Source organism: Pseudarthrobacter sp. BRE9, assembly GCF_031844305.1.
In the GTDB taxonomy this organism is placed as follows: Bacteria; Actinomycetota; Actinomycetes; order Actinomycetales; family Micrococcaceae; genus Arthrobacter.
Map to the genome: position 1 here is coordinate 25,611 of NZ_JAUZUY010000004.1, position 18,499 is coordinate 44,109.

The 18,499-nt window shown below is 66.6% G+C and carries 18 protein-coding genes; 16 read left to right on the top strand and 2 right to left on the bottom strand.

Annotated features, from left to right (window positions below; all coding sequences use genetic code 11):
- The first annotated feature begins 19 nt into the window (after nt 1-19).
- The 9 genes from Q9R31_RS09870 (at nt 20) to Q9R31_RS09910 (ending at nt 10,559) form a co-directional block, all read left to right on the top strand.
- Complete coding sequence (locus tag Q9R31_RS09870; RefSeq protein ID WP_311262552.1) at nt 20-898, top strand: 2-hydroxy-3-oxopropionate reductase; 879 nt, start codon at nt 20-22, stop codon at nt 896-898.
- Nucleotides 899-983: 85 nt separating this feature from the next.
- Nucleotides 984-2,762: a glyoxylate carboligase gene (gcl, locus tag Q9R31_RS09875; protein ID WP_311262553.1), complete on the top strand. Its 1,779-nt coding sequence runs from the start codon at nt 984-986 to the stop codon at nt 2,760-2,762.
- Nucleotides 2,763-2,764: 2 nt separating this feature from the next.
- A complete protein-coding gene (locus tag Q9R31_RS09880; protein ID WP_311262554.1) occupies nt 2,765-3,958 on the top strand; it encodes a glycerate kinase in 1,194 nt (397 codons plus the stop codon).
- Nucleotides 3,951-5,294: an allantoinase AllB gene (gene allB / locus Q9R31_RS09885; protein WP_311262555.1), complete on the top strand. Its 1,344-nt coding sequence runs from the start codon at nt 3,951-3,953 to the stop codon at nt 5,292-5,294. The genes Q9R31_RS09880 and allB overlap by 8 nt, the downstream gene beginning before the upstream one ends.
- A 9-nt stretch (nt 5,295-5,303) precedes the next feature.
- Nucleotides 5,304-5,954 carry a winged helix-turn-helix domain-containing protein gene (locus Q9R31_RS09890; protein WP_311262557.1) on the top strand — a complete coding sequence of 217 codons (651 nt, stop codon included), beginning with the start codon at nt 5,304-5,306 and terminating at the stop codon, nt 5,952-5,954.
- An 81-nt stretch (nt 5,955-6,035) separates the two neighbouring features.
- Nucleotides 6,036-6,515: a thioredoxin-dependent thiol peroxidase gene (bcp, locus tag Q9R31_RS09895; protein WP_311262558.1), complete on the top strand. Its 480-nt coding sequence runs from the start codon at nt 6,036-6,038 to the stop codon at nt 6,513-6,515.
- A 234-nt stretch (nt 6,516-6,749) separates the two neighbouring features.
- Nucleotides 6,750-9,410 carry a LuxR C-terminal-related transcriptional regulator gene (locus Q9R31_RS09900; RefSeq protein ID WP_311262559.1) on the top strand — a complete coding sequence of 887 codons (2,661 nt, stop codon included), beginning with the start codon at nt 6,750-6,752 and terminating at the stop codon, nt 9,408-9,410.
- 140 nt (nt 9,411-9,550) lie between these two features.
- Nucleotides 9,551-10,240 (top strand): hypothetical protein, encoded by a 690-nt coding sequence (locus Q9R31_RS09905; RefSeq protein ID WP_311262560.1) that lies wholly within the window; start codon nt 9,551-9,553, stop codon nt 10,238-10,240.
- A gap of 79 nt (nt 10,241-10,319) precedes the next feature.
- Nucleotides 10,320-10,559: a hypothetical protein gene (locus Q9R31_RS09910; protein ID WP_311262561.1), complete on the top strand. Its 240-nt coding sequence runs from the start codon at nt 10,320-10,322 to the stop codon at nt 10,557-10,559.
- Here the strand turns inward: Q9R31_RS09910 and Q9R31_RS09915 are convergent.
- Nucleotides 10,556-11,986: an MFS transporter gene (locus Q9R31_RS09915; protein WP_311262562.1), complete on the bottom strand. Its 1,431-nt coding sequence runs from the start codon at nt 11,984-11,986 to the stop codon at nt 10,556-10,558. The genes Q9R31_RS09910 and Q9R31_RS09915 overlap by 4 nt on opposite strands.
- Nucleotides 11,987-12,070: 84 nt before the next feature.
- Here Q9R31_RS09915 and Q9R31_RS09920 point away from each other — a divergent pair, with 84 nt between their 5' ends.
- The 3 genes from Q9R31_RS09920 to Q9R31_RS09930 are packed head-to-tail and all read left to right on the top strand — an operon-like array spanning nt 12,071 to nt 13,737.
- Nucleotides 12,071-12,487: a hypothetical protein gene (locus Q9R31_RS09920; protein WP_311262563.1), complete on the top strand. Its 417-nt coding sequence runs from the start codon at nt 12,071-12,073 to the stop codon at nt 12,485-12,487.
- A gap of 9 nt (nt 12,488-12,496) precedes the next feature.
- Nucleotides 12,497-13,069 carry a GNAT family N-acetyltransferase gene (locus tag Q9R31_RS09925; RefSeq protein WP_311262564.1) on the top strand — a complete coding sequence of 191 codons (573 nt, stop codon included), beginning with the start codon at nt 12,497-12,499 and terminating at the stop codon, nt 13,067-13,069.
- Nucleotides 13,066-13,737, top strand: a complete 672-nt coding sequence (locus Q9R31_RS09930) for a DNA alkylation repair protein (RefSeq protein ID WP_311262565.1) — start codon at nt 13,066-13,068, stop codon at nt 13,735-13,737. Before Q9R31_RS09925 ends, Q9R31_RS09930 begins: the two co-directional genes overlap by 4 nt.
- Nucleotides 13,738-13,947: 210 nt before the next feature.
- Here Q9R31_RS09930 and Q9R31_RS09935 read toward each other — a convergent pair whose 3' ends face one another.
- Nucleotides 13,948-14,229, bottom strand: coding sequence for a hypothetical protein (locus tag Q9R31_RS09935; protein WP_311262566.1), 282 nt, complete (start codon nt 14,227-14,229; stop codon nt 13,948-13,950).
- Between the two features lie 267 nt (nt 14,230-14,496).
- Between Q9R31_RS09935 and Q9R31_RS09940 the strand changes: the two genes are divergently transcribed.
- Genes Q9R31_RS09940 through Q9R31_RS09955 form a run of 4 tightly spaced genes read left to right on the top strand, consistent with a single transcriptional unit; the run spans nt 14,497 to nt 18,314 of the window.
- Nucleotides 14,497-15,609, top strand: a complete 1,113-nt coding sequence (locus tag Q9R31_RS09940; RefSeq protein WP_311262567.1) for a SpoIIE family protein phosphatase — start codon at nt 14,497-14,499, stop codon at nt 15,607-15,609.
- On the top strand, nt 15,606-17,564 hold the full coding sequence (locus Q9R31_RS09945; protein ID WP_311262568.1) for a glycosyltransferase family 2 protein: 1,959 nt from the start codon (nt 15,606-15,608) through the stop codon (nt 17,562-17,564). Before Q9R31_RS09940 ends, Q9R31_RS09945 begins: the two co-directional genes overlap by 4 nt.
- Complete coding sequence (locus Q9R31_RS09950) at nt 17,564-17,896, top strand: STAS domain-containing protein (RefSeq protein WP_311262569.1); 333 nt, start codon at nt 17,564-17,566, stop codon at nt 17,894-17,896. The genes Q9R31_RS09945 and Q9R31_RS09950 overlap by 1 nt, the downstream gene beginning before the upstream one ends.
- Nucleotides 17,889-18,314: an ATP-binding protein gene (locus tag Q9R31_RS09955; RefSeq protein ID WP_311262570.1), complete on the top strand. Its 426-nt coding sequence runs from the start codon at nt 17,889-17,891 to the stop codon at nt 18,312-18,314. The genes Q9R31_RS09950 and Q9R31_RS09955 overlap by 8 nt, the downstream gene beginning before the upstream one ends.
- Nucleotides 18,315-18,499 lie beyond the last annotated feature (185 nt).

Here is an 18,499-nt window from a genome sequence, read left to right on the forward strand (position 1 = left end):
TTTCAGTAAAGGAAACACAATGAGCAACGTTGCAGTCATCGGACTCGGAATCATGGGCCTGCCCATGGCCATCAACCTGGTCAAGGCCGGCCACACCGTCACCGGCTTCAACCGCAGCCAGGACAAGATCGACAAGCTCGTCTCCGAGGGCGGCAAGGGCGCCACCAGCATCGCTGACGCCGTCAAGGATGCCGACGTCGTCATCACCATGGTGCCGGACTCCCCCGACGTCGAGGGTGTTGTCAGCGGCAAGGACGGCGTCTTCGCCAACGCCAAAAAGGACACCCTCTGGATCGATGCCTCCAGCATCCGCCCCGACGTTGCCAAGCGCCTCTCCGACGAAGCCCGCGAAGCCGGCATCCGCCCGCTCGACGCCCCCGTCTCCGGCGGCGAACAGGGCGCCATCGACGCCGTCCTCTCCATCATGGTGGGCGGCGACAAGGCAGACTTCGACGCAGCCTCGGACGTCCTGAACGCCGTCGGCAAAACCATCGTCCATGTTGGCCCTTCCGGCTCCGGCCAGACCGTCAAGGCAGCCAACCAGCTGATCGTCGCCGTCAACATCGAGGTCCTCGGCGAGGCCATCGCCTTCCTGGAGGCCTACGGCGTGGACACCGACGCCGCCCTCAAGGTCCTCGGCGGCGGCCTGGCCGGCTCCAAGGTCCTGGACCAGAAGGGCCAGAAGATGCTGGACCGCAACTTCGAGCCCGGCTTCCGCCTCGCCCTGCACCACAAGGACCTGGGCATCGTCACCTCCGCCGCCCGCGAAGCCAACGTCGCCGTTCCCCTCGGTGCCGTCGTCGCACAGCTCGTCGCCGCCACCGTCAACCAGGGCGACGGCGGCCTGGACCACTCCGGACTCTTCAAGCAGGTCCTCCAGCTCAGCGGCCGCGAGTAACCCACCCAACTTTTATCGCCCTCACCAGCAGGGCTACTTCAGCACACCCAAAAACAGACTTCCCTAAGCTTTCAAGGAGCACCCCATGAGCAAGATGCGTACCGTTGATGCAGCGGTTGCCATCCTGGAAAAGGAAGGCGCCATCGAGGCGTTCGGCCTGCCAGGTGCCGCGATCAACCCCTTCTATTCCGCAATGCGCGCCCACGGCGGCATCCGCCACACCCTGGCCCGCCACGTTGAAGGCGCCAGCCACATGGCCGACGGCTTCAGCCGCGCCGAGGACGGCAACATCGGCATCTGCATCGGCACGTCCGGCCCGGCCGGAACCGACATGATCACCGGGCTGTACGCAGCCTGGGCTGATTCCATCCCCATGCTCTGCATCACCGGCCAGGCTCCCGTGGCCAAGCTGCACAAGGAAGACTTCCAGGCCGTGGACATCGAGTCCATCGCCAAGCCCGTGACCAAGATGGCCATGACCGTCCTGGAGCCGGGCCAGGTTCCGGGTGCCTTCCAGAAGGCGTTCCAGCTGATGCGCTCCGGCCGCCCCGGCCCCGTGCTCCTGGACCTGCCCATCGACGTGCAGCTGGCCGAGATCGAATTCGACATCGACACCTACGAGCCCCTGCCGGTGGAGAAGCCCAAGGCCTCCCGCAAGCAGCTGGAAAAAGCCCTGGACATGCTGACCGCAGCCCAGCACCCGCTGATCGTGGCCGGCGGCGGCATCATCAACGCCGGCGCCTCCGCCCAGCTGGTGGAACTGGCAGAGACCCTCAACATACCGGTCATCCCCACCCTGATGGGCTGGGGCACCATCCCCGACGACCACCAGCTGATGGCCGGCATGGTGGGCCTGCAGACCTCGCACCGCTACGGCAACGAGAACTACCTGCAGAGCGACTTCGTAATCGGCATCGGCAACCGCTGGGCCAACCGCCACACCGGCGGCCTGGAGACCTACACGGCCGGCCGCAAGTTCGTGCACATCGACATCGAGCCCACACAGATCGGCCGGGTGTTCTCGCCGGACCTGGGCATCGCGTCCGACGCCGGTGCGGCGCTGGCCGGGCTGGTTGAGCTCGCCAAGGAGCGCAAGGCGGCCGGGTTCCTGCCGGACTACAGCGCCTGGGTTGCCGAGTGCCAGGAGCGCAAGGCCTCCCTGCACCGCAAGACGCACTTCGAGAACATCCCCATCAAGCCGCAGCGCGTGTACGAGGAGATGAACAAGGCCTTCGGCCGTGACACCACCTACGTGTCCACCATCGGCCTGTCCCAGATCGCCGGCGCCCAGATGCTGCACGTTTTCGGCCCGCGCAAGTGGATCAACGCCGGCCAGGCAGGACCCTTGGGCTGGACCGCCCCGGCAGCGCTCGGCGTCGTTCGCGCAAACCCGGAGCAGACCGTTGTGGCCCTCTCCGGCGACTACGACTTCCAGTTCATGATCGAGGAACTGGCCGTGGGCGCGCAGTTCAACCTGCCGTACATCCACGTGGTGGTGAACAACTCCTACCTGGGCCTGATCCGCCAGTCCCAGCGCGGTTTCAACATGGAGCAGAACGTGTCCCTGGCGTTCGACAACATCAACTCCCCTGAGACCAACGGCTACGGCGTGGACCACCTCAAGGTGGCCGAGGGCCTGGGCTGCAAGGCCGTCCGTGTGGAGGACCCCAACGACCTCGCCGCCGCGTTCGACAAGGCCAAGGCGCTCATGGGCGAGTTCCAGGTTCCCGTAGTGGTGGAAGTGATCCTGGAAAAGGTCACCAACATCTCCATGGGCGTGGAAATCAACGCCGTGAACGAGTTCGAGGAACTGGCAGAAACCGCCGCCGACGCCCCCACCGCCATCCTGGCCCTGCAGGCATAACCATGCGCGTGGTTATTGCCCCGGACAAGTTCAAGGGATCACTGTCCGCCCCCGAGGTCTGCAGCCACCTGGAAAAGGGCCTGCAGCGCGGGGCGGGCGGCAACCTTGAGGTGGTCCGGATTCCGGTGGCCGACGGCGGCGAGGGAACCCTTGACGCCGCCGTCGGCTCCGGCTTCACCCGCCGAAGCGCAACGGTCACCGGCCCCACCGGCCAGCCCGTGGACGCCGACTTCGCCGTCCGGGGACACGAAGCCGTGATCGAGATGGCGACGGCGTCCGGGCTCGCGCTGGTGCCGGGCGTGCAAAACGGTGGCCGGCCGGACACGGCAGCCGCCACCAACGCCACCAGCCTCGGTACCGGCCAGCTCATCCGCGCCGCCCTGGACGCCGGCTGCCGGCGGATCATCCTCGGCGTGGGCGGCAGCGCCAATACCGACGGCGGCGCCGGACTCCTGCAGGGGCTGGGCGCCAGGTTCCTGGACAGCAGGAACAACGAACTCCCACCGGGCGGGGCGGCGCTGTCGAACCTGCACAGCATCGACTTCACCGACTTCGAGCCCCGGCTGGTGGAAACCCGCTTTGTGCTGGCATCCGACGTCGACAACCCGCTGCTTGGCGCCCAGGGCGCGGCTGCGGTTTTCGGCCCGCAAAAGGGTGCCACACAACAGGACGTCGGCATGCTCGACGCCGCCCTGGCCAGGTTTGTCGAAGTCCTGGCCAGGGAAATCGGATTCCGCGCCGTCAAGGCTGCCGGGGCTCCCGGAGCCGGGGCAGCCGGCGGCGTGGGCTACGCCGCCATCGCCGTCCTGGCCGCGACGCGGCGGCCGGGCATCGACGTGGTCCTCGAATTCACGCGACTCGCCGAACGCCTGGCCGGCGCCGACCTGGTGATCACCGGCGAAGGCAGCCTGGATGAGCAAAGCCTGCTGGGCAAGACCCCCATGGGGGTTGCCCGGGCAGCGGCAGAGCACAACATTCCGGTGATCGCCGTCTGCGGCCGGACCACCCTGGGCCCCGGCCAGGCGGCAGCCGCCGGGTTCGCCGGGGTCCACGCTTTGACGGCGCTGGAAAGCGATGTAAACAGGTGCATAGCAGAGGCAGGACCCCTGCTGGAGCAGCTGGGCACCCAGATCAGTGCGGGGCTGGCCGCCAACAGGCCCGCCACCGCAAGTACCAAGGAGGACCTCCGTGTCTGAAGAACGTTTTGACCTGGTCATCCGGGGCCAGCGCATCCTCACCACCGCCGGCATCGCCCCGCGCGAGGTGGGCGTCCGCAACGGCAGGATCGTGGCCCTCGAACCGCTGGGCAATGGACTGGCAGGCGCCGAAGTCATTGAACTCGCCGACGACGAAACCCTGATCCCCGGCCTGGTGGACACCCACGTCCACGTCAACGAGCCCGGCCGCACCGAGTGGGAGGGCTTCGCCTCCGCCACCCGGGCCGCAGCTGCGGGCGGCGTCACCACCATCATTGACATGCCGCTGAACTCCGTCCCGCCCACCACCACGGTGGAAAACCTCAAGCTCAAGCGCGAGGTGGCCGAGGACCAGGCGTTCATCGACGTCGGGTTCTGGGGTGGTGCGATCCCCGGCAACAAGGCCGACCTGCGCGCCTTGCATGACGAAGGCGTGTTCGGCTTCAAGTGCTTCCTCCTGCACTCCGGCGTGGACGAGTTCCCGCACCTGGACGCGGACGAGATGGAAGAGGACATGGCCGAGCTGAAGTCCTTTGACTCACTCATGATCGTCCACGCCGAGGACTCGCACGCCATCGACCGCGCGCCCCACCCCGGCGGCGACCACTACTCCACCTTCCTGGCCTCCCGCCCCCGCGGCGCCGAGAACAAGGCCATCGCCGAGGTCATCGAACGGGCCCGCTGGACCGGCGCGCGTGCGCACATCCTGCACCTGTCGTCGTCGGACGCGCTGCCCATGATCGCCTCCGCCAAGCGCGACGGCGTGAAGCTCACCGTGGAAACGTGCCCGCACTACCTCACGCTGATGGCGGAGGAAATCCCGGACGGCGCCACCGCTTACAAGTGCTGCCCGCCCATTCGCGAGGCCTCCAACCGGGAGCTGCTGTGGCAGGGCCTGCTGGACGGCACCATCGACTGCATCGTCTCGGACCACTCCCCCTCCACGCTGGACCTGAAGGACCTGGAGAACGGCGACTTCGCTGTTGCCTGGGGCGGCGTCTCCTCGCTGCAGCTGGGGCTGTCCCTGATCTGGACCGAGGCCCGGCACCGCGGCATCCCGCTGGAGCGGGTGGTGTCCTGGATGGGTGAGAAGCCGGCGGCCCTTGCCCGCCTGTCCAACAAGGGCCAGCTGGCGCTGGGCTACGACGCTGACTTCGCCGTTTTCGCCCCCGACGAGGCCTTCGTGGTGGACGTGTCCAAGCTCAAGCACAAGAACCCCATCACACCGTACGACGGCAAGGCCCTGTCCGGCGTGGTGCGCAGGACCTTCCTCCGCGGCGCCGCAGTGGACGGCCAGACCCCCACGGGCAGGCTGATCCGCCGCGGCGGCGTCTAGGGACGCGCCATGGCAGTGGAAGCGCACTATCCGCGGGCGGCATACCGCCCACGGTTGGCCCCACCCAAGGCTGCAGCCCGCGGACTCGCCGTATGGGTGGTCCCGGCCGAAGGAACCAGCCCGGAACTCCTGCGCCACGCCGCCCAAATGGTCCTTGCCAGGGCCCTCGAAACTGCTCCGGAGGCGGAAGTCCATTGGCCTGCCGCCGGAGCCCCCATGTCCGCCGCGGAAGGAGCCGCAGCCGACTCCTCTCCGTCTCCTTCCGCGGTGGAGGCAGCCGGCCCGGCACTTTCAAAGGACGACGGCGGCACGCGCCTGCCGCCGTCGGCCGGCCCCGTCAGCAGGGTCGCCGTGGACCTCGCCGCCGACACCGTCCTGCTGGACGGCAGGCCCGTGGCCCTGACCGGCGTCGAATACAAAGTGCTGCGCTACCTGGTGACCCACCTGTCCCGGACGGTGGGCCGCGAAGAACTGCAGGAGTTCCTGGAGTCGCTGGATTTTCCCGGCGCCACGGCACGCTCCATCGACGTCTACGTGGGCCGGATCCGCAAAAAACTGGGCAACGCCCGCCACGCCGTGGCCACTGTCCGCGGCGGCGGATACCAGTTTGTGCCGGGCCCGCACGCGGCCGTTCGTGGACCGGCGGAATACTGCATATGACGCGCTGGTTTGTATCACTAAGCGGCAACCCGCTTCACTTGATGTTTGGCCATCACTGACCGAGTCTTACAAAGGAACGCCATGAGCCCCACCCTGACCACCAAGCTTCAGCCCGGTACCCCGGCTCCTGAATTCACCCTCCGGGACGCCCAGGGCCGGGAGACCTCCTTGGCCGATTACCGCGGCAAGAACGTCATCGTCTACTTCTACCCGAAGGCCGCCACCCCCGGCTGCACCACCGAGGCCTGCGACTTCCGCGACAGCCTCGCCTCCCTGCAGGGCAAGGGCTACGAGGTGGTCGGCGTCTCCCCCGATGCCCAGGAAGCCCTGGCCGGTTTCACCGGCGACTTCTCCCTGACCTTCCCGCTGCTCTCCGACCCCGACCACGCTGTGGCCCTGGCGTATGGCGCCTGGGGCGAGAAGCTGGTCCACGGCGAAATCCACGAAGGCATTGTCCGCTCCACCGTTGTGGTGGACCCCGAAGGCAAGGTCACCCTGGCCCAGTACCAGGTGCAGGCCGACGGCCATGTCGCCCGCCTCAAGGACGCCCTGGGCGTCTAGGAGTCACCTCCAGGACGCTCCATCACCTTCTGCAGGTTCCGCCGGACGCTTCCGCACATGTTGCGGGAGCGTCCGGGCGTTTAACCGGGCCTTGGTTTCACCGTCTCGTGAACCGGTACGCTGGTTCTGGTTGCCGCAGATGAAGGCTTCGGCGGTGCACGGTGAAACGGGGGTCGGATGGCACGTCCGCTCATCGCGACGAAGCTGTTCGTCCCGAAGGTGCGGTCCCAAGCAGTGACGCGTTTGCGGCTTTTGGAGCGCCTTCGCCGGGGAGCTGAATCGCGGCTGGTGCTGGTGTCTGCCCCGGCCGGGTTCGGCAAAACGACGCTCCTCTGCCAGTGGTTGGCCACGGAGCACGCCGGCGGCCAGGTCGCCTGGGTATCACTGGACGCAACTGACAGCGAGCCCGCCGCTTTCTGGACCTATATCGCGTCCGCGCTCCAGTCGGCGGTGCCCGGCGTCGGATCAGCCGCCCTGGAGCTCCTCGCTTCCCCAGGCGTGCCGGCCGGGACAGTCCTCACGGCCCTGGTGAATGACCTGGCCGAGGCGCCCGGTGATGTGTGGCTGGTGCTTGATGACTACCATCTCGTGGACGGCCCGGAAGTGGGCCCGGGGCTGGCTTTCCTGCTGGAGCATATTCCTCCCCACGTCCACGTCATCATCAGTACCAGGGCGGATCCGGGGCTCCCGCTGTCGCGCTGGCGGGCACATGGCGAGCTGGTGGAGGTGCGTGCGGCCGAGCTGCGTTTCACTGCCGTTGAGGCGGCCACCTATTTCAACGAGGCAGCCGGACTTGACCTTGCCGAAGCTGACATCGCAGCCCTTGAGCAGCGGACCGAGGGGTGGATAGCAGCCCTGCAACTGGCGGCGCTCTCCCTCCAGGGGCATGGGAATGTCGCGGGCTTTGTTGCCGGTTTCGCCGGGAGCGACCGCTACATCGTGGACTACCTGGTGGAAGAAGTCCTCGAGCATCAACCCGGGGAAATCCGAGGCTTCCTGATGGAGACGTCGGTCCTGGAGCGCCTCACCGGGCCACTCTGTGACGCGCTGACCGGTCGCAGCGATGGGAGCCACATGCTCGCTACCCTTGAACGCTCCAACCTGTTTATCGTTCCCTTGGACGACCGCCGGGAGTGGTTCCGCTACCACCACCTTTTCGCCGACGTACTGCGCGCGCGCCTGTCCAGCCAGCAGCCCGGGCACGTGCCACTGCTGCACCAGCGGGCGAGCCTTTGGTACGAGCGCAACAACCTGGCCGACGAAGCGATTAGGCACGCATTGGCGGGCGAGGACTTCGACCACGCCTCCCACCTGATGGAGCTGGCGGCGCCAACCATCCGGCGCGAGCGGCAGGAGGCCTTGCTGTTCGGCTGGCTGAAGGCACTGCCCGACGACGTAGTCAGGCGAAGCCCCGTCCTCAGCGTTTTCTACGGGTTTATGATGATGGCCGCGGGCGATCTCCAGGGGGTGGAGAGACGTTTTGAGGACGCGGAGCGCGCCCTGGCTGCCGTGCCGCCCGGCCAGCCTCCCCCTTGGGCGGACACTGAGGAGCTGCGGTCGCTGCCCGCCACCATAGCCGTCTATCGTGCCTCCCTCTCCCAAGCCCAAGGTGATGTGGCCGGGACGGTGGAGCATGCCCGGCGCGCGCTGGACCTGGCGGCCCCCGACGACCACCTTTCCCGTGGTGCCGCCGGCGGATTCCTCGGCCTCGCGGCCTGGGTTGCAGGGGATGTGCCATCCGCGCTGGAGACATTCACGCAGGCTGTGGAAAGCCTCCACGCCTCCGGGAACCTCGTCGATGCGCTGGGCAGCACGGTGATCCTGGCTGACATGTGGCTGGTGGCCGGCCGGCCCGGCAAGGCGCGGCTCCTGTACCAGGACGGGCTGCGGCTGGCGCAGGCACAAGGCGGACGCGCGGCCAGGGCAACGGCAGACCTGCATGTGGGGGTCAGCGAAATCGACTGCGAGGCAGGAGACATAACCGGCGCGAAAGGCCACCTCCAGAATGCAGCCACGTTCTTTGACCGGGCGCCCATGACAGAAAGCCGCTACCGGTGGTTTGTTGCCAGGGCGCTCACCACGTGGGCCGACGGCAGCCCGGATGACGCCATCGGCCTCCTCGACCAGGCGGAGCAGCTCTACAGGCGGGGGTTCTTCCCCGAGGTCCGCCCCATTGCCGCGATGAAGGCGAGGATCCGGATAGCGCAGGGCAAACTCACCGAGGCCGGGGACTGGGCGCGTGCACGCGGCGTGTCAGTCACCGGCGAGACCAGTTACATGCGTGAGTTTGACCATCTGACACTGGTGCGGCTTCTTATCGCGCAGCAGAGGAAACGGCCCGACGACGGCGGCCCGGCCAGCGACGCAGTGCACCTTCTCGAACGGCTGCTTGAGTCCGCGGCGGCCAACGGGCGGGCCGGAAGCCTTGTGGAGATCCGCATGCTGCAGGCGCTGCTCGAAGACGTCCAGGGACACCGCGCGCAAGCCCTTCACATGCTGGACCGCGCCTTCGCCGCGTCACCGGAACCCGAAGGCTATGCGCGCCTCTTCCTCGCGGAAGGGCCGCCGATGCAGGCGCTGCTGCGCGCCGCCGTCGAGCATGGAAGGTCCGGCGGCCATCCCCGGCGGCTACTGGGCATAGCTTCAGCGGCAGACGCTGAAGCCCCCGTGCAGGAGCATAAGCCGCCCGTTTCCGCAGGGGACTTGCTGAGCGCGCGCGAACTGCAGGTACTGAAGCTCCTCCAGAGCGAACTGCGGGGGCCGGAGATCGCGCGGGCGCTTTTTATCTCCCACAACACACTGCGTACCCACACCAAACACATCTTCGCGAAGCTCGGGGCCACCAACCGGCAGGGTGCAGTCCGACGTGCCCGCGAGCGCGGCGGTCTGCTGTAACAGGGACCTGCTGTAAACCGCGGCGGGAAAATCTCACCCTGTCAGTCACATCACTGGGTGATGCCTGCTCACCCTGCCCGTCCCTAGGTTGGGATCATCCCCGCAGCGCCCGCCGCGGACCCAGATCCAGGGAGTCCACAATGTCCATCACTACCACCCACCTCACCCGGGCGGCAGGCCTGTCCGCGGTCGCCGCCGGTTTGCTGTTCCTCGGCGTCCAGGTCAACCACCCGCAGCTCGACGCGGAATTCGTCACCACTACGGAATGGTCGGTCCGGCAAGCCGTGAAAATCGTGATGTCCGTGCTGAGCCTGGCCGGCATTACCGGGATGTACCTCCGGCAGGTGAAGCAGAGCGGGGTGCCCGGCCTGCTCGGATACGGCATATTCGCCGTCGGCTACCTCCTGATGATGAGCGTCGAAGTCATGGGTCTGGTGGTCCTCCCGGCAGTGGCCCGGAGTTCAACCGGGTACGTCAACGATGTTCTCGCCGCAGCCATGGGCGGCCACCCGCAGGGCGATATCGGCCTGATGCAGCCGCTGACTCTGATTGCCGGCTTCACGTACATGGTGGGCGGCCTGGTCTTCGGCATCGCGGTGTTCCGCGCCAACGTCCTGGCACGGTGGGCTGCTGCAGTCCTCGCCGCCGGCACCATCTCCAGCATCCTGATCCCCGTCCTGCCACAAATTAACGAGCGTCTCTTCGCCGTGCCTACCGGCGTCGCCCTCATTGGCCTCGGATACTCGCTCTGGCGCGGCCGGCTGATTGCCGCCGCCGGAAGCGTACCCCAGGTTGCCGGCGCCCCGTTTGATCCCGCCGGCAACCGGTGACCACCATCCATGAGCGCCCCACCTGGCCGGGTCGCCTCGACCAGGTGGCTTGCTGCCCAACCGCAAGGCGGGGAGTCCGGTGACTGAAGTGGCAAAGCGAGTTGTTCCCGGCGGCTACCGGCTCCGGGTCGGCGGGCACCTTCCGGGGTGCTGGGAGACCTGGTTCGACGGCCTTACCCTGACCCGTGAAGAGGACGGCACCACAAGTCTTTGCGGTCCCGTCCCGGACCAGGCCGCATTGCACGGGCTGCTGGCCAGGATACGCGACCTCGGAGTGCCGCTCATCTCCGTTGAAGCCGTCTATACCCAGCAGGGTTAGCTGGCGCCCTGCGCGTCGGTGTTCGCGTTTGCGTTCGCCTCTGCCTCTGCCTCTGCCGCTGCCTTCGCGTACGAATCCGAAACCCGGCGGTAGACCGGAGTCAGGAAGGCCAGCAGGGCGGCCGCAATCATGATGATGCCGGCCACGAGGAAGACAAGGGCGATGCCGCGCGAGGTGCCCTCGCCCAGCAGCGGCGCCAGGCGGGTGGCGCCGTCCGCGGACCGGGCGTAGGGAATGATCCAGAACTGGGCAATGGGGGCAATCAGGAACGCGGTGACGGGTGCCGCGGCTGACTCGAATGCCATGGCGAACCCGAAGACCCGGCCCTGCCGCTCCAATGGCACCACCCGCTGGATGACGGTCTGTTCGGCCGCCTCCACGAACGGGACCAGCACCAGATACAGCCAGATTCCCAGAATGTAGAGCCACGCCCACTCCCGCAGCGTGAACACTGCCCCCAGGACTCCCATGGCTGCCACCGCAACCAGCAGGGTCCGCAAGGGATTGCTACCCAGCCCGAACTTGCCGATCAGGGCACCGCCGATGATGAATCCGGTGGATCCCACGGCAAAGACAGCGCCCCACATCTCCACGGAGAACATTTCCAGCCCGTACGGGTCCATCAATGCCATATAGACGCCACCGATGAAGTTGTTGAACGTGGAAAACACGATCAGCGCGAACAAACCGGAAATGGCCAGCACGGCCGCGAGCGAGCCCCGGAGGTCGAACCCGCCGTGGGCGTCCGTTGCCGCGGCGCGCAGTTCCTCGGGCATCCGCAGGGTCAGCAGGTGGGCGAAGGCCAGCGCCGTGAGCAGCAGTGCGACGGCGATGGTCCAGCCCATGCCCAGCAACCCGACTGACAATCCGGACAGCAGGGAGGTGACGATGAACATCAGCCCCTGCACCATCCCCACCAGTCCGTTGGCGTTGGCGCGGCGCTCCGGCTCGATGAGGATGGTGACGGTGGTAGAGAGGGCAATGTTCCGCAGGTTCTCCACCACGGCGCCGATCAGGATCACGAGTGTAAAGATCCAGAACCACGGCTGCGCCAGATCCAGCAGGGACGCGGCCGGCGTCAGCAGGAACATCACCCCGGACAGCACGAACATCACCAGTGTGAAGCAGGCAGCGAAACGCATCACTGCCAGCTTGCGGTAACGGTCCACAAAGGTGCCGAAGCTGATGCTGGAGAGGGCAATCAGCAACATGTACGCGCCGCCCACCACCCCGGTGGCGATCACGTTGCGCGTCCCCAGGTACAGCCAGAAAGTCAGCGCGAACCACAGGTAGCTGGTGGTGATGTTGGCCAGGGCGGTATTGACCAGGATGCCGTTGAAGGTGCGGGAGCGCTCTGCCGGGCTGCGCTGGGAGGTTCCGGCGGTATCGGGATCCGCAGCGGCCTTGCCCGGTTCCTGCTCGGTCATGCGTCCCAGTGTAGTGAGGTGCAAGAGGTGCCGACAGGGTGGAAACTAGGGGTGTTCGCGCCACCGGACGAGGAAAGGACGGGCATGGACCACGGGACGGATAAGGAAAGCCCGGAGGGCAGGATCGACCCCCGGCTCCTGTTGCTGTTGACGTCGGTCTTCAGCACAGGTCCCGATGCCACACTGGAGTTGACCGCTGTGGTTGACGGCATCGTCATTTCCGGTTCGGTTGTGTCTGAGGACGCATGGACCCTGCGGCAGAATGACCAGGTACGGATCGGAAGCCCGGCAATCGCCACCGCCCTCGATTCCATGGCCTCCGCGGACCCCGCGGAATCCGCGGCGGAAGGAACCTCTTCCCAGCCGGCCGGGCATGGCCGGTACCTCCATTTCCTGTCACCCGTGCTGCTGTCCGGCGGCGTCAGGGTGCCACTGCCGGCAACCCGGGTTGATCTCCGCAAGGTGGCGGCATGGAGCATTGGCAGGATTCAGGGAGACTAGGATGGCGGCATGGTGATCGAGGTGCGCCCGGCCACGGACTTCGACGACGTCCGGACCCTGGTGGGGCCCAAACGGCCGGATGCCACCGTCTGCTGGTGCCTGAGCTACCGCATCCCATCCCAACAGAACATCTCCCTCCGCGGTGAGGAGCGTGGGGAGCTGGTCAGGCAGCTGGTGGCCCAGGATCCCCCGCCCGGCGTTGTAGCGTACGACGGCGGCGAACCGGTTGGGTGGGCAGCGGTCCATCCACGTGCGGACACGGGTTTTGCCCGCAACAGAAGAATCCCGCATGTGGACAACCAGGACGTGTGGTCGGTGTGGTGCCTCCGCGTCCGTCCCGGCCACCGCGGCAAAGGCATCTCGCACCACCTGCTGGCGGGCGCCGTGGACATGGCCCGCTCCTATCGGGCCCCCGCCATCGAGGGCTATCCCGTGGACAACAACGGCAGCAAGGTGGACCTCACCATGGCCTACGTTGGCACCCGGAAGTTGTTCGAGGACGCGGGCTTCACGAAGGCTGCGGACACCCAATCGGTGCTGAACGGCTTCCCGCGGGTTCTCATGCGGCTGGAGCTGGCATGACCGGGGCAGTTTTGGAGGCGGTCCTCGCTGAGTTGGCGGCGCTCGAGGACCCAAATGTGCGCGCGGCCAACCAGAAGCGCGGGGATGACCACGGCGTCAACCTCGCCCGGCTGCGGGAGATCGCCAAGCGGTTGAAGACGCAGCAGGAACTTGCCTTGGAGCTTTGGGCTGCCGGCGGTACGGCCGCCCGGTTGCTGGCAGTGTTGATATGCCGGCCGAAAGAGTTTGGACCGGACGAACTGGACACCATGCTGCGCCAGTCGGGCGCGCCCAAACTGCAGGACTGGCTGGTGAACTACGTGGTCAGGAAGAGCCCTCACGCCGAGACACTGCGGCTCGCCTGGATGGCTGATCCCGACGAACGGGTGGCAAGTGCCGGGTGGGAGCTGACCGCCGACCGGGTAGCCAGGAAACCCGATGGGCTGGATCTGCCAGGCCTCCTGGATACTATCGAAGCAAAGATGAAAGACGCTCCGGGCCGGCTGCAGTGGTCAATGAACACCACCCTCGCCAGGATCGGCATCGAACATGCGCCTCTCCGGAGCCGGGCCCTGGATATCGGCCAGCGCCTGGGCGTCCTGAAGGACTATCCCACGCCACCCAATTGCACGTCGCCGTACGCGCCTGCCTGGATCAACGAGATGGTCAGCCGGCAGCAGCGGGCCTAGCCGGCAGTACACCCAGGCCGGGACGTGACGGGCTTGTAGAGGGCTACTTCCGCCGCCAGTACTTGCCCCAGTCGACTTCCATTGCCCACAGCGCCAGAAGCAACGCGTCCATGGTCATCAGCCCTGCCAAAAGGTACGCCCAACCCGCCAAAGAACCCACTGCAATCTCCTGACTATCCCCAGCCAATCGATTGCTGCTAAGTGTGGCACCTAGAGCGCCGGGACGGAATGCCCTCCACCCGCAGTTCTTAAAAGGGCGCCCAGCCTGTGGTGCGTCTCGGTCTCCAGTTTGAGCCGGCGGGTCAGTTTCTCCACGTGCCGGGACATCTCCTCCCCCACCGGGAGCCGGTCTCCAGGCCAGCTGGACGCTTCCCGCGATTCCGCGAGCGCGTGCTCCAGTTCCCTGGCCGCTGCCCGCACTTTGCGTGAATGGAAGTAGAGGCGGAGCAATGCTTTGGCTTTGTCCGCACCCTTCCTCTTCATGTTTTCCATTTGGCTTCCCCGCCTTCCGCATGCCGTACAGCCCACCCGCGGTCGCCGTCGTACCGTCTTTTGTGGAAACTGCTGCGTTCCTACGAGTGTGACCGGCGTTCCTCAACGTCCCGGCAAGCAGATGCCAAGATTTCCGCAAGATCTGCTGAGTGGCCGCATCCGGGGCGTTGGAAGTGGACAGGTGCAACACGACTTGTCAGCGAAGTCACCGGAAACGGCGGAGCCCGTGACATGCCCTGCGGACCTTAATACTGTAGAAGTAGAGCTATGGTCTCTCCCCCCGAAATCCGCCGTGCGGTGGTCATCGAAGATGATCCGGACATCCGCGGACTCCTGGTCCGCGTCCTGGTCAAGCAGGGCTTCGACGTCACCCAGGCTGGCGCAGGACTGCCGGGCGTGGAGGAAGTACGCCGTACCAAACCGGATCTGGTGACCCTGGACCTGAACCTGCCGGACCTTGACGGGTTGGAGGTGTGCAAGCTACTCCGGGAGTTCTCGGATGCGTTCATCGTGATGCTCACCGCCCGGGCGGATGAACTCGACAAGCTGACCGGCCTGGACAACGGCGCCGACGAATATATCAGCAAGCCCTTCAGCCCGCGGGAACTCCAGTCCCGCATCAACGCCCTGTTCCGGCGCCGGCCCTCCGCGGCGGCGGAATCCGCCACGCGGGGCGAGCTGGAACGGGCCACTGAAGTGCAGCAAAGCCTCCTGCCTAAGGAAGACATCCGGGTTGAGGGTTATGACGTGGCAGGCCTCTTCCGCCCGTCCCGCAGCGTGGGCGGCGACTTCTACGACTGGTACCAAACGCCCGGCGGGCTCCACCTCACCTTTGCCGACGCCATGGGCAAGGGCATGGGCGCGGCGCTGATCGCGGCAACGGTCCGAGCAGTGATGCGCTCCACGGGCCTGCGCCAGGACCTGGACGCCGGGTTCGCCGCTGCCAGCAAGGCGATCGCTACGGACCTCGATTCCTCCAATTCCTTCGTCACCCTTTTCCACGCCCGCCTTGACGCGGCGTCCGGCAAGGTCAGCTATGTCGACGCCGGGCACGGCCTTGCGCTGCACGTCCAGCCCGAAGGGCCGGCAGACCGCCTCCCCTCCGGCGGACCGCCGGTGGGCGCCTGGCCGGGGACGCAATGGCCGCAGGCGGACCTGGAACTGGCACCCGGCGATTCGCTGGTGGTGGTCAGCGACGGGGTGCTGGACGTCTTCGGGTCCGTGGAGGACTTCACCGTCGCCGTGCAGCAGGCAACACAATCCGCACGTTCGGCGCAGGAAGCCAGCAGCTCCATCCTGGCCCTCGCCCCCGCGGAGACCGCCGAAGACGACGTCACGGTGGTTGTGGTCCGCCGCCTGCCCGTGGAGGTGCCGGCTTGACCCGCTTCTGGACCCGTCTAGTGGTTGTCCTGACTGTCCTGACCGGCCTGAACTACATCGCGTGGCGCTGGGTGGCGTCCCTGAACTGGGAGGCCTGGTGGATCGCCCTGCCCCTGGTGGTGGCGGAAACCTACAGCCTCATCGACGTCATGCTCTTCGGCATGACCGTATGGAAACTGAAGATCCGCAAGGGCGCTCCCACGCCGCCGCACGATGCCACCGTGGACGTCTTCATCACCACCTACAACGAAGACCTGGACATGGTCCTCACCACGGCGCTGGCGGCCCAGAAGATCCGGCACCCGCACAGCACCTGGATCCTGGACGACGGCGCCCGGCCCGAGCTCAAGGCACTGGCCGAACAGCACGGCCTGGGCTACGTCACCCGCAGTGAAGACTGGACCAAGGACCTCCCGCGGCACGCCAAGGCCGGCAACCTGAACAACGCCCTCATGGTCACCCACGGCGAGTTCCTGCTGATCCTGGACGCGGACCAGATCCCGGAGCCGGACATCCTGGAAAAGACACTTGGCTACTTCAACAACCGCCGGGTGGCCCTGGTCCAGACTCCCCAATACTTCAGCAATGTTCCTGCCGATGATCCGCTCGGCAGCCAGGCGCCGCTGTTCTACGGCCCCATCCAGCAGGGCAAGGACGGCTGGAACGCCGCCTTCTTCTGCGGCTCCAACGCCATCCTCCGCCGCGAAGCCCTGATGCAGCTGGGCCTGGTGGGCTACGTCAAGGAAACCGGGAAGAGCATCCGGCGGGCGCTGTCTGCCTCCCGGGCGGCCATCAAGCAGGCCCGCAAGTCGGCGGATGTGGACTCTCCCCTGGTGGCGGAGGTCCTGGACGAGGTGGAGGCAGCCACCCGCGAAGCACAGGAGGAGGTGGACGCGGGAAGGCCGCTCAGCGAGGTCACCTACCGGGTCCGCCGCCGGGTGGACGCCGCCGTCCAGACCCTGGTCCAGGCCGACGTCGCAGCCCTGCAGGCGGACCTCGAAGAGATCGCCGCAATGGAACTGGCCCACGTGGGCGAGGCCGGCGTCCCGGTGGTTGCCGACGACGCCGTGCAGCGCATGTCCGCCCGCGACTGGTCACCGCTGGGCGCCCTGGAATCCGTCCAGGCCGTCCTGGATGCGCTGAACGTGGAGCGCAGCGACGAAGCCCAGCCGGTGATGCCCCTGGCCACCATCTCCGTCACCGAGGACATGGCCACCGCCATGCGCATGCACGCCATGGGCTGGGAGAGCGTCTACCACCACGAGATCCTGGCCTACGGCCTGGCGCCCGAGGACCTCAAGACCATGCTCACCCAGCGCCTCCGCTGGGCCCAGGGCACCATCCAGGTGATGCTCCGCGAAAACCCGCTGGTGCAAAAGGGCCTCAAGCTCGGCCAGCGCCTGATGTACTTCGCCACCATGTGGACCTACCTGAGCGGGTTCGCCGCGGTCATTTACTTCGCGGCCCCCATCATCTACCTGCTGCTGGGCATCCTGCCGGTCAGCAGCCTGAGCTGGGACTTCTTCATCCGCTTCATCCCGTTCATGGTGGTCAACCAGCTGCTGTTCGCCGTGGCCGGCCGCGGCATCCCCACCTGGCGCGGGCAACAGTACAGCCTTGCGCTGTTCCCCACCTGGATCAAGGCATGCACGACGGCGGCCCGCAACGTATGGTTCGGCCGTCCCCTGGGGTTTGCGGTCACCCCCAAGGCGCGCCAAAGCGGCGGCCCCAGCTGGAGCCTCATCCGGCCCCAGATCGTGGTGTCCATCCTGCTGGCCGTCGCCGCCGTCGTCGGAATCATCCGGCTGGCCACCGGACTGGCGGAACCGCTGGGCACGCTGGTCAACGTCGTTTGGGTGGTTTTTGACCTGGTGGTCATGAGCATCCTGGTCCGCGCCGTGCTCTACAAGGGGTACGAACCGGCCGCAGAAGCTGTAAACAGAGAGGAATCCTGATGGAGTTCAGTTACGAGGTCAAAGATTCGTACGCGGAGGTCAGGGCGGACGGGCGGCTCAACATGGTCTCCGCGCCCAAGCTGCGCGAATTCGTTACGGACGTCATTGCCGGCGGGTCCAACCGGATCGTGGTGAACCTGGAAAACACCGCCTTCATGGACTCCTCGGGTCTCGGCGCCCTGATCGGCTGTCTCAAAGCAGCCCGCCAGGCCGGCGGTGACCTGCGGATCGCCGCGGTGCAGCCGCAGGTGAACATGGTTTTGAAGCTGACCAGCATGGACCAGGTCCTCACGGCCTACGCCACGGCCGAAGAGGCGTTCAGCAATGACTGAGGTCCTGGCATCGCGCAGCTTCCGGGGACCCGCCGCCGAGGACGCCATTGAGGCGGTCCACAACGACCTGGACAGTCTCTGGCTGGACGTGCCGTTCGTCAACGACATGGACCAGATGACGTTTACCACCGCGGTCATCGAGTCCACATCCAACATCGTCCAGCATGCGCAGCCCGCCGGGGACCGGGAGGTGGAACTTGGGGTGGAAACCACCGTGCAGCCCGCCCTGCTGCAGGCGCGGGTGAGTGCCTATTACGCCAAGCCGCCGTTCGGCCCCATGGAACCCGCCACCCCCGGGGATGACGCCGAGTCCGGACGTGGCCTCGCCCTGATCGAGGCGCTTGTCACCACGGTGACGTTCGAGCGCCAGGGCGCCACCAACACCTGGGTCCTGTCCAGGACGTCCTCCCGGGATTAGGGTCTTCTGGATTGCCGAGGCCGTGACATCGCTTGACACCCGCGGCCTCGCTGCTCTTGAATATTACGTATGCTGAAATAACAGTTCCATGATGCGGAAGCTTGTTGATGGAGTTCCATGAACGGGCGCCGGGCTTTCCGGCATCCGCATAGCCGTCACCATGGATGCCAGCATGACCACCAAGG